Source organism: Streptomyces sp. NPDC055506 (assembly GCF_053643595.1).
The window spans coordinates 1-10706 of the sequence record NZ_JBSHKH010000197.1 but is presented as its reverse complement, the minus strand read 5'-3'; the positions used below and the strand labels follow the sequence as shown (position 1 = coordinate 10706).

General features: G+C 71.0%; 8 protein-coding genes. 2 read left to right on the top strand and 6 right to left on the bottom strand.

The features are described from left to right. Positions 1-101 precede the first annotated feature (101 nt). From ACWIF2_RS38520 to ACWIF2_RS38495, 6 genes are all read right to left on the bottom strand, one after another. On the bottom strand, positions 102-1715 hold the full coding sequence (locus ACWIF2_RS38520; RefSeq protein ID WP_454366077.1) for a sodium/solute symporter: 1614 nt from the start codon (positions 1713-1715) through the stop codon (positions 102-104). After that, positions 1712-2146 (bottom strand): DUF485 domain-containing protein, encoded by a 435-nt coding sequence (locus ACWIF2_RS38515; RefSeq protein ID WP_454366075.1) that lies wholly within the window; start codon positions 2144-2146, stop codon positions 1712-1714. Before ACWIF2_RS38515 ends, ACWIF2_RS38520 begins: the two co-directional genes overlap by 4 nt. 190 nt (positions 2147-2336) lie before the next feature. Then, positions 2337-2954: a hypothetical protein gene (locus ACWIF2_RS38510; protein WP_454366073.1), complete on the bottom strand. Its 618-nt coding sequence runs from the start codon at positions 2952-2954 to the stop codon at positions 2337-2339. An 18-nt stretch (positions 2955-2972) separates the two neighbouring features. After that, positions 2973-4745 carry a hypothetical protein gene (locus ACWIF2_RS38505; protein WP_454366071.1) on the bottom strand — a complete coding sequence of 591 codons (1773 nt, stop codon included), beginning with the start codon at positions 4743-4745 and terminating at the stop codon, positions 2973-2975. Between the two features lie 81 nt (positions 4746-4826). Further along, complete coding sequence (locus ACWIF2_RS38500; RefSeq protein WP_454366069.1) at positions 4827-5336, bottom strand: GNAT family N-acetyltransferase; 510 nt, start codon at positions 5334-5336, stop codon at positions 4827-4829. Between the two features lie 20 nt (positions 5337-5356). Then, positions 5357-6850, bottom strand: a complete 1494-nt coding sequence (locus tag ACWIF2_RS38495) for an MFS transporter (protein ID WP_454366067.1) — start codon at positions 6848-6850, stop codon at positions 5357-5359. 417 nt (positions 6851-7267) lie between these two features. Here ACWIF2_RS38495 and ACWIF2_RS38490 point away from each other — a divergent pair, with 417 nt between their 5' ends. After that, positions 7268-8056, top strand: coding sequence for an ABC transporter ATP-binding protein (locus ACWIF2_RS38490; protein WP_189726782.1), 789 nt, complete (start codon positions 7268-7270; stop codon positions 8054-8056). Beyond that, on the top strand, positions 8053-10632 hold the full coding sequence (locus tag ACWIF2_RS38485) for an ABC transporter permease (RefSeq protein ID WP_454366064.1): 2580 nt from the start codon (positions 8053-8055) through the stop codon (positions 10630-10632). The genes ACWIF2_RS38490 and ACWIF2_RS38485 overlap by 4 nt, the downstream gene beginning before the upstream one ends. The last annotated feature ends 74 nt before the right edge of the window (positions 10633-10706 follow it).

The window sequence follows — 10706 nt, the reverse complement described above, 5'->3', positions numbered from 1 at the left end:
CGCGTGGGTGACGGCCGAGGTCACTCCCGGCGGATGCGGGTGACGCCCCGGCCGCCGCTCTCACGCGAGGCCGGCGGGGCGTCGTGCCGTGCCGCTTCCGGTCAGCGGTTCCTGCGGACCGCGCCCGCGAGGATCCAGCCCTCCACCGCCTCGTACTGGTGGCGTTGTTCCTCCGACTTCCGGCGGCCGGAGGCCATCGTGCCCAGCCAGCCGCAGGCGAAGCCCAGGGGTATGGAGAGCAGGCCCGTGGTCGTGAACGGGAACCAGTTGAAGTCGGCGTCGGGGAAGGCCGAGACGGGTGAGCCGGAGACCAGGTTGGTGCCCGGCATCAGCAGCAGGACGGCCAGCGAGCCGCCGATGAGGGTGCTGAGCAGGCCCGTCCGGGTGTAGCGGCGCCAGAAGAGGCTGTAGACCAGCGCGGGCGCGATGGCCGAGGCGCCCAGGCAGAACGACAGCGTCACCAGGGGCTGCAGGCTGCGGTGCTGGACGAGGGTGGCCAGCAGGATCGCCGGGATGCCCACCGCCAGCGCCGAGAGCCGGGCCAGTGTCATCTCGCGGCGCGGTGACATCTCCTGCACCCGGGCCGCGAACACGTCGTGCGCGAGGGAGTTGGCGCAGGCGAGGATCATGCCGGCGACGGAGGCGAGCAGCGTGAGGAAGACGGCCGTGGTGACGGTCGTGAACAGGAACGTCTCCGCCGTCGACACCTCCGCCCCGAACGCCGCCTGCGAACCCAGCAGATAGGCCGTGTTGCCCTGCGGGTCGACCTGCGCGATCGTCTCCCGCCCGACCAGCGCGGTCGCGCCGAAGCCGATGACCGTGATGACGAGCACGAACAGGGCCACACCCGACACCGCCCAGGACATCGAACGCCGTACCTGCCGGGCGCTGGAGGCGGTGTACATGCGCATGGTGACGTGCGGCAGGACGCCACCGCCGAGGACCACGGTCAGTTGCGAGGTGATCATGTCCAGGCCGGGGCTGGGGCCGCCCGCGAACTGCAGTCCGGACGAGAGGAACGCCGAGCCCACGCCGCTGTTTTCGGCGGCCGCGCCGAACAGGGCCCCCGGGTCCCAGTCGAACCGGTTCAGGATCAGCACCGCGACCACCATGCCCGAACCGAGCAGCATCACGATCTTGAGGATCTGGATGAGGGCGGTGCCCTTCATGCCGCCGATCGCCGCGTAACTGATCATCAGCGCGCCCACGCCGATGATGCAGCCCGTCTGCATCGACTCGCCGGAGAAGCCGAGGATGAACGCCATCAGCTGCCCGGTCCCCGCCAGCTGCACCAGCATCAGCGGCATGAGCGCCGCCAGTGTCACCGCACAGGCCGCGATCCGCACACCGCGTCCCGGCATCCGGCGGGTCAGCGCGTCGCCCATGGTGAACCGGCCCGCGTTGCGCAGCGGTTCGGCCAGCAGGAACATCAGCAGCATCAGCGACAGGGCTGTGCTCAGGGCCAGGACCGTGCCGTCGTAGCCGAAGAGGGCGATCACGCCGCCGGTGCCGAGGACGGTCGCGGCGGAGATGTAGTCGCCGGCGATCGCCAGGCCGTTGCGCATGGGCGACAGGGAGCTGTAGCCGGTGTAGAACTCGTCGAGGTCGTCCCGGTCCGGGCCCGTCATCACGCAGAGCAGCAGGGTGATCGTGGCCACCGAGGTGAAGCCCACCAGGGACATCGCCTGCGCGTTGCCGCTGAACTCGCTGATCACCGTGCCGCCTCCCGCTTGGCGTCCAGCTCGGCCTGCTTGCGTATCCGGTCCGCGATCGGGTCGACGCGACGGCGGGCCGTCTGCTCGTACAGGGCGATGGCGAGCCAGGTCACGGGCACCTGGATGAGGGCGAGCAGCAGGCCGGTGGGCAGGCCGTCGGTGACGGAGCTCGTCATGAACGACGGTGCGAACGCCGACAGGATCAGGAACAGGGTGAAGTAGCCGAGCGCCGTGAGTGTGGCCACGCGCCGCTGCCAGCGGTAGGCGCTGCGCAGCACCCGCAGGTCGCTGTGGTGCCCGAGCGCGGTGTGGCGCTGGGCGCGCGGCTCGGGGGGTTCGGGCTGCTGCTGCGGCTGCCAGGGGTAGGTGTCGTAAGAGGGCGAGGATTCGGGTGGGTGGTACGGATAGGACGGTGACGGGTCGAAGGACATCCCGTACTCCTTGCGAGGTTTGGATCCGGTGCGGCGGGCCGCAGGGAGGTGGGGGGCGGGAGCCACGCACGTTACTTCGCAGTACCGGGGCAGCGCGAGGGTTTGGCCAAACTGATCGGTCGGTATGCGCTTACCTTTCCGACCTCGGGTGTCACCCCCGTTAACTCAGGTTTTGAGCGTCCTCGGCGGGCTACCTGAGATGGATCAGCGCCGCGGACGCCGGCACTCCGGTGTGATCGTCGAGCCTTGCGCCGAACGTCAGCCGCCGGTCGATCCGGCGCGGAACCGAACTCTCCGCGCGGACCGTGAAGTTGACCCCGACCCGCCCTCCGGCCGGGACGTGTATCCGCCCTTTCCGTCCCTTCCGCCCTTGTTCCGCCCGCACGGTCCACCCGTCGCCCATCGGCTCTGCCGCGACCGTCACATGGTGTGCGGTGTCGTCGAAGTTGTAGACGTCGACGGTCATCCGCGTGCGGCGGCCGAGGCGGTAGCCGTGCGGCGGCGGCGCGTCCCCGTCCTCCTTTCCGGGGGCGGCGTCGCGGGCGGAGAAGCGCTGGGCGAGGACGATGTGTTCGGCGGGGGAGAGTCGGGCCCTCAGGCGGGCGGCGGCCGGCGGGGCGGGCGCGTCGGCGGGGGTGACGACGTACAGGGGGTCGCGTGAGGCGGTCACCGGCCGCCCGGTGGGCAGGCGGCGGCCCATCATGTCGTAGGCCGTCCCCCTCGCGTATCGGTCCAGCCGTACGGGGCGCTCCGCCCACACCACCGTGACCCGCTCGGCGCGCCCGCTGTCGAAGTCGAAGCCCCGCACTCCGTCCGGCAGCCGGGGCTAGGGGCCGGTGAAGTGCGCGGCGCCGAGCAGTGAGGTGAGGGCCGCGAACGCGCTGTAGGCCGGCAAGGGGCGGAAGTCGCGGTCGAGCAGGCCGAAGTAGACACCGTCGTCGTGCAGCGGCGGGCCGGCGAACCAGAACTGCCGGTCGTTCCCGGCCGCCAGGCCCTCCACCGTCGAGCGCACCACGTACCGGGCCTGCGCGATCTCCTGCCCGGGCGTCAGGTCCTCCCCCGGCCGGGCCTTCTGGAACGCGCCGCACTCCGTCATCCACAGCGGTATGTCCGACCCGTGCCGGCAGGCCAGCTCGTGCTGTTCGTCCGCGGCGCCCGGGAAGCGCGGTTCGCCCGGTTCGGTGGGGTCCGGGTAGCCGTGGAAGGCCCATACGTCGGCGTACCGCACCACGTCGTTGGCCAGCATCAGGTCCTGGAAGGGGCCGGTCTGCGCGATGCCCGGCAGGACGACCAGGCAGGGCTCGGGCGCCGCGTCCTTGATGCCGAGCGCGGCGGCCTTCACGAACGCGGCGTGGGCGTCGCCGGTGCTGCGGGTGGTGTCGACGTCCGGTTCGTTCGACAACTGGAGGGCCTCGGGGGCGGCCGCGGCCAGACGGCGGGCGTAGCGGTAGGCGTGCCTGAGGTCCGCCGGGAGCGGCAGCGAGGCGTCGGTCATGGCCCACTCGGGAGCGGGGGAGAGCACCTCGAGGACAGCCAGGTCATGGGCGCGCAGGGTGCGGGTGCGGCGATCGTGCTGTGCCGTGTCGTACACGCCGGGCGCCGGTTCGGCCGCCGGCCAGGACTGGCCGTCCCTTACCCAGCCCGCTCCCATGTCCCGCAGGGCGGCGGCGAACTCCGCGAGCCGGGACGGCGGGACGAGGGAGGACGCCCAGACGTTCACGCCGAAGCGGTTGGAGGGGCCGGTGACGGCGGGCCGGGCCGGAAGACGCGCGAACCGGCCCGTCACGCCGTCCGCCCTCACGAGGTAGTGGCCCGGGGGCAGATCGGGGAGCGTGACCGTCGCGCCCGCGTCACCGGCGGCGATGGTCGCCCGGCCGGAGGCCACTCGGCGGCCGTGGTGGTCGCTGACGGCGTACCGCACGTGGTGCGGGTGCGTGGCGTGCCCGTCGAGGGCCAGGCTCAGCCGGGCCGGTTCGCCCTCGCGGTGCCGGGGGACCGACAGTTCGCGCAGGGCCGGGTGCCCCTCCAGGCGCCGCAGGGTGAAGCGGTCCAGGGTCAGGACGTACGCGATCGTGTCGTCGAGGACGGCCGGTTCGGTGACGCGGAAGGTGAGCGTGTCGGTGCCGCCACGCAGTTCGACCACGCCCAGGTCCAGGACGGAGAGGTCGCCCCAGGCCGGTGGCGACTCGTACCAGTGCGGTTGTGAGCGCGAGATCTCCGTGAGCGGGCCGTCGTTCACGGACAGGTGCGGGTAGGAGGCGACGGCTTCCGTGTGCGGCGTCTCGACCGGTGCCGTGGCCACGGCCGTCAGCGCGTACACCCCGGCCCGCGGAACGCGCACGGTGTACTTCGCGTACCAGCCGCTGGGAGCCGGGGGCTTCCCGGTCGCCCATAACCCCAGATACCGCCCTCCGGAGGCCCGGCGGTCCCGGCGGACGGGGATGTTCGTCCGCACCGCGGCCTCTCCCTGCACCGTCACTGTCACCGTCGTGGGCGTCGCCGCAGAGGCGGTGCTGCCGCCTGCCGAGGCGGTGACACCGCTCGCCGCCGCCACCGCTCCGAGTCCCGCCGCCATCGCCGTGCGCCTGTTGAAGTCCATGCCACCAGCAGACACTCACCGCCCTCCGCCGCACGTCACCCGCAAGAGTGCCCGGCCCCGGAAACCGGTCGGGGTCGGACCCTAGGGGCCGTCGGGGGTGGTGCCGAGGAGCCGGAGCGCGTAGCGGACTCCCGGGCGGCCGTCCACGGTTGGCTCCTCCACCCGCGTGAAGCCGCTACGTGCCAGGACCCTCATGGAGGCCGGGTTGTCCAGCGTCGTGACCGCGGTGAGGGACGTCAGCCCGTAGTCGGTGGCGGCCAGGCGGCACACCTGGGCGACGGCCGCCGTCGCCACGCCCCGGCCCGCCGCCTGTTCGCCGACGCGGTAGCCGAGTTCGGCGCTGCCGTCCACAAGATCCATCAGGTTCACCCGGCCTATCAGGTTCCCCTCCTCCGACAGGACGACATGGAAGCGGCACACGCGCGCGTGCTGCTCCGCCAGCAGCGACCGGAGGCGCTCGGCGAACCCCGCCGGAGTGAAGAACGCGTCCCCGCGGTCCGGCACCGTGCGGGCGAAGTACGCGCGGTTCTCCCGCTCGAAGGCCAGCAGCGCGTCCGCGTGATCGGCCCGGAGTGGTTCCAAGGTCACCATGGACGGGAGGATACGGACGCTCAGTCCTTGAGCACCGGGAATTTCCGGGGCGCGAGGAACAGCAGCACCAGGAACGCCAGTGCCGCCGCGCACGAGGCGCCCAGATAGACGGCGTGCACCGCGTCGGCGATCGCCCGCCGGGTCGCCTCGGGCGCGCTCCCCGAGTCGAGTGCCCGGGTCACCGAGTCGAGGTCGCTCGCCCCGCCGAGCCTGGCGGCCAGCACCCCGTTGGCGACCGCGCCGAAGAGCGCCGCTCCGATCGTCTGGCCGGTCTGGCGGCAGAAGAGCACGGACGCGGTCGTCGTACCGCGCTCCGCCCAGCCCACCGTCGACTGCACCCCGACGATCAGCGGCAGCTGGAACAGGCCCAGCGCGGCGCCGAGCAGCAGCATCAGCAGGGTCGGCTGCCAGGCCTGCCCCGGGTAGGGGAGAAAGGGGAACGCGAACAGGATCAGCGCCGCCGCGCCGATGCCCAGCATCGCGGTGTTTCGGAAGCCGATCCTGCGGTACACGTGCTGGCTCAGCGCCGCCGATATGGGCCAGCTCAACGTCCATACGGAGAGCACGAATCCGGCGGCCACGGGCGCCAGGCCCAGCACCCCCTGGGCGTAGGTGGGCAGGAACACCGTGGGCGCCACCATCAGCAGGCCCAGTGCGCCCAGGGCCAGATTGACCGCGGCGATCGTACGGCGCCGCCACACCCAGCCCGGGATGATCGGCTCCGCGGCCCGCCGCTCCACCAGCACCACCACCGCGACCAGGGCGAGTCCCGTACCGAACAGAGCGAGCGAGGGCGCCGACAGCCACGGCCACGCCACTCCGCCCTGCACCAGGGCCGCGAGCAGAACGCCGCCGCAGGCGAAGACAGCGAGCGCGCCCGCCCAGTCCACGCGCGCGTGCGTATGGGTTTCCCGCTCCGGCTCGTGCAGATGACGCACGATCAGCCACAACGCGACCGCGCCGATCGGCAGATTGACCAGGAAGATCCACCGCCAGTCCGCGTACGCGGCGAGCACCCCGCCGAGACCCGGCCCGGCGACCGCGGACACCGCCCACACCGTGGAGAGCTTCGACTGGATCTTGGGACGGTCCTTCAGCGGGTACAGGTCGGCCGCGAGCGTCTGCACCGTGCCCTGGAGCGCGCCGCCGCCCAGGCCCTGCACGATGCGGAAGGCGATGAGTGCCTCCATGTTCCAGGCCAGCGCGCACAGCAGGGAGCCGAGGAGGAAGACCACCGAGCCCACGACGAGGACCGGCTTGCGGCCGAAGGTGTCGGAGAGCTTGCCGTAGACGGGCAGGGTGACGGTCACGGCCAGCAGATAGCCGGAGAACAGCCAGGAGAAGACGGAGAATCCGCCGAGGTCCCCGACGATCTGCGGCACGGCGGTCGAGACGATGGTGGAGTCGAGCGCCGCCAGCGCCATCGAGAGCATCAGCGCGGCGACGACGGCTCCGCGCCGGCCGGCCGTCGCGGGACGGGCCGCCTCACGCGCCGCGGAACTGGTGCTTCCCACCCGGGTGCCTCCCCCTCGCCGGCCTGCCTGCCCCTTGCACCTACCTGCCGCCCGACAGCTTCGCACTTGACCGTGACGCAGCGGGAGGGTGGAGCCTGAATGGGCCGTCGGGTGGAGCGAACCCTGAGACGGTCTCCACCCTTCGGTGGACTGCCCCTAGGGGTACCTCCGTACTACGACCTGGGGAGGGTTCGTACCGGCGGAGGACGAGACGCGCGGGGGCCCGTCCTTAACCTGGCTTTACGCCGTCGGGGGGCGGTGTTCCACACCGGCGGGGTGGGGTTTTCCACAGTAGGAAGACGGCGCTCAACACCAGGGCGCTGGACCCCTCCCCGCCGGAAGACTTGAGGCACTTCACCATCTGCTGACCGACATTCCTCTGACCGACATTCTGCTGACCGACATAGGAGACATACCGTGACATCGGCTGTGACCATTCCCAGGCACGGGGGTACTGGAGGGCGTACGGCCGTTGCCGCGCGAGCGCGGCAGGTCGTGAAGGCGTACGGGTCCGGTGAGACCCGTGTCGTCGCCCTCGACCACGTCGACGTGGACATCGCACGCGGCCAGTTCACCGCGATCATGGGCCCCTCGGGGTCCGGCAAGTCCACACTCATGCACTGCCTGGCCGGGCTCGACACCGTCACCGGCGGGCAGATCTACCTCGACGAGACCGAGATCACCGGCCTGAAGGACAAGAAGCTCACGCAACTGCGCCGGGACCGGATCGGGTTCATCTTCCAGGCGTTCAACCTGCTGCCGACGCTGAACGCGATAGAGAACATCACGCTGCCCATGGACATCGCCGGCCGCAAGCCGGACAAGGAGTGGCTCGGGCGGGTCGTGGAGACCGTCGGACTCTCCGACCGTCTCAAGCACCGGCCCACCCAGCTCTCCGGAGGCCAGCAGCAGCGCGTCGCCGTGGCACGTGCGCTGGCGGCCCGGCCCGAGATCATCTTCGGGGACGAGCCGACCGGAAACCTCGACTCGCGCGCGGGCGCCGAGGTGCTCGGCTTCCTGCGCCGCTCCGTCGACGAGCTGGGCCAGACCATCGTGATGGTCACCCACGACCCGGTCGCCGCCAGCTACGCGGACCGTGTCCTGTACCTCGCCGACGGCCGGATCGTCGACGAGATGTACAAGCCGACCGCGGACGCCGTCCTCGACCGCATGAAGGACTTCGACGCCCGGGGGCGTACGTCATGACCGTCATGAAGACCTCGATGCGCAACTTCCTCGCGCACAAGGGCCGCATGGCGCTGTCGGCGATCGCCGTCCTGCTGTCGGTGGCCTTCGTCTGCGGGACGCTCGTCTTCACGGACACCATGTCCACCACGTTCGACAAGCTCTTCGCGGCCACCTCCTCGGACGTGACGGTGAGCCCCAAGGGCGCCTCCGACACCGGTGAGACGACCGCCGACAACGGCAAGCCGCCGGTCATGCCGGCCTCCGTGCTCGCCGAGGTACGGGGGGCCGACGGCGTGAAGTCCGCCGAGGGCGCGGTGTTCTCCACCTCGGTGACCGTCGTCGACGCCGACAAGGAGAACCTGTCGCCCTCCAGCGGCGCCCCGACCATCGTCGGCGGCTGGAACAGCAACGAAGCCCGCACCATGAAGATCACCTCCGGTGCGGCACCCGAGAGCGCCGGCCAGATCATGGTCGACGCCGACACCGCCGACAAGCACGGCCTGAAGCTCGGCGACCCGATCGGCGTGATCAGCGCGACGGGCACCCACACCGCGAAGGTCTCGGGCATCGCCGACTTCACCGTCACCAACCCCGGTGCCGCGATCTTCTACCTCGACACGAAGACCGCCCAGCAGACCCTGGTCGGCGAGAGCGGCGTCTACACCAACGTCAACGTCACCGCGGCCGCCGGAGTCAGCGACGACCGGCTGAAGCAGAACGTGAAGGCCGCGCTCGGCGGCGACTTCCAGGTGCAGACCGCCAAGGAGACCGCCGATGCCAACCAGAAGGACGTCGCGGGCTTCATGAACGTCATGAAGTACGCGATGCTCGGCTTCGCCGGGATCGCCTTCCTCGTCGGCATCTTCCTGATCATCAACACCTTCTCCATGCTGGTCGCCCAGCGCACCAGGGAGATCGGCCTGATGCGGGCGATCGGCTCCTCCCGCAAGCAGGTCAACCGCTCCGTGCTGGCCGAGGCGCTGCTGCTGGGCCTCGTCGGCTCGGTGCTCGGCGTGGGCGCCGGCGTCGGCCTCGCGATCGGCCTGATGAAGCTCATGGGCCAGATGGGCATGGAGCTGTCCACCGACGACCTGACGGTGGCCTGGACGACCCCGGCGGTCGGCCTGGTCCTCGGCGTGATCGTCACCGTCCTGGCCGCCTACCTGCCCGCCCGGCGCGCCGGCAAGATCTCCCCGATGGCCGCGCTGCGGGACGCGGGCGCCCCCGCTGACGCCAAGGCCGGCTGGATCCGTGCCGCGATCGGCACTGTCCTCACCGGCGGCGGCGCCTTCGGCCTGTATCTGGCGACGGCGGCCGACCAGGCCAAGGAGGGCTCGCTGTGGCTCGGCCTCGGCGTGGTGCTGTCGCTGATCGGCTTCGTCGTCATCGGCCCGCTGCTCGCCGGCGGTGTGGTCCGGGTCCTCGGTGCCGTCCTGCTGCGCATGTTCGGGCCCGTGGGCCGCATGGCCGAGCGCAACGCCCTGCGCAACCCGCGCCGCACCGGCGCGACGGGTGCCGCCCTGATGATCGGCCTCGCCCTGGTGGCGTGCCTGTCCGTGGTCGGCTCCTCCATGGTGGCCTCCGCCACCGACCAGCTCGACAAGACCGTCGGCACGGACTTCATCATCCAGTCCGACAGCGGCCAGCTGATCACCCCGCAGGCGGTCAAGGCCGCGAAGTCCGCGTCGGACGTGGAGCGGGTCACCGAGTACAAGTGGACCAAGGCCGACTTCACCACCCCCGATGGCAAGAAGCTCAAGGACACGGCGATCACGGCCGCCGACCCCTCGTACGCGACCGACCTGCGCACCGAGACGGTCGCCGGGAAGCTCCCCGACGCCTACAAGCCCGACTCGATGTCCGTCCACGAGAAGTTCGCCAAGGACCACGGCATCAGCCTCGGCTCCAAGATCTCCGTGGCCTTCAAGGACGGCCGTACGGCCGACCTGACCGTCCGGGCGATCACCAGCAGTGACGTCGTGATCGACGCGGGCGCGATGTACACGTCCATCTCGACGATGGCCAAGTACGTCCCGGCCGACAAGATGCCGCTGGACACGCTGCTCTTCGTCAGCGCCAAGGACGGGCAGCAGGACGCCGCCTACACGTCCCTGAAGTCGGCCATGCACGACTACCCGCAGTACACCGTGCGCGACCAGACCGACTACAAGGAAGCCCTGAAGGACCAGATCGGCCAGCTGCTCAACATGATCTACGGCCTGCTGGCCCTGGCGATCATCGTCGCCATCCTGGGTGTCGTGAACACGCTGGCCCTGTCGGTGGTGGAGCGCACCAGGGAGATCGGCCTGATGCGGGCGATCGGCCTGTCCCGCCGCCAGCTGCGCCGCATGATCCGCATGGAGTCCGTCGTCATCGCCCTCTTCGGTGCCCTCCTGGGCCTCGGCCTCGGCATGGGCTGGGGCGCCACCGCACAGCAGTTGCTCGCGCTGGAGGGCCTGATGGTCCTGGAGATCCCCTGGCCGACGATCATCGGCGTCTTTGTCAGCTCGGCGTTCGTGGGCCTGTTCGCCGCACTGATCCCGGCCTTCCGGGCGGGCCGGATGAACGTCCTGAACGCGATCGCGACGGAGTAGTCACTCTCACCGAGAACCACCGCACACGGGGGTTGCGGGGGATGGGCCCGCCCCGGAGGTTTCCGCCTCCGGGG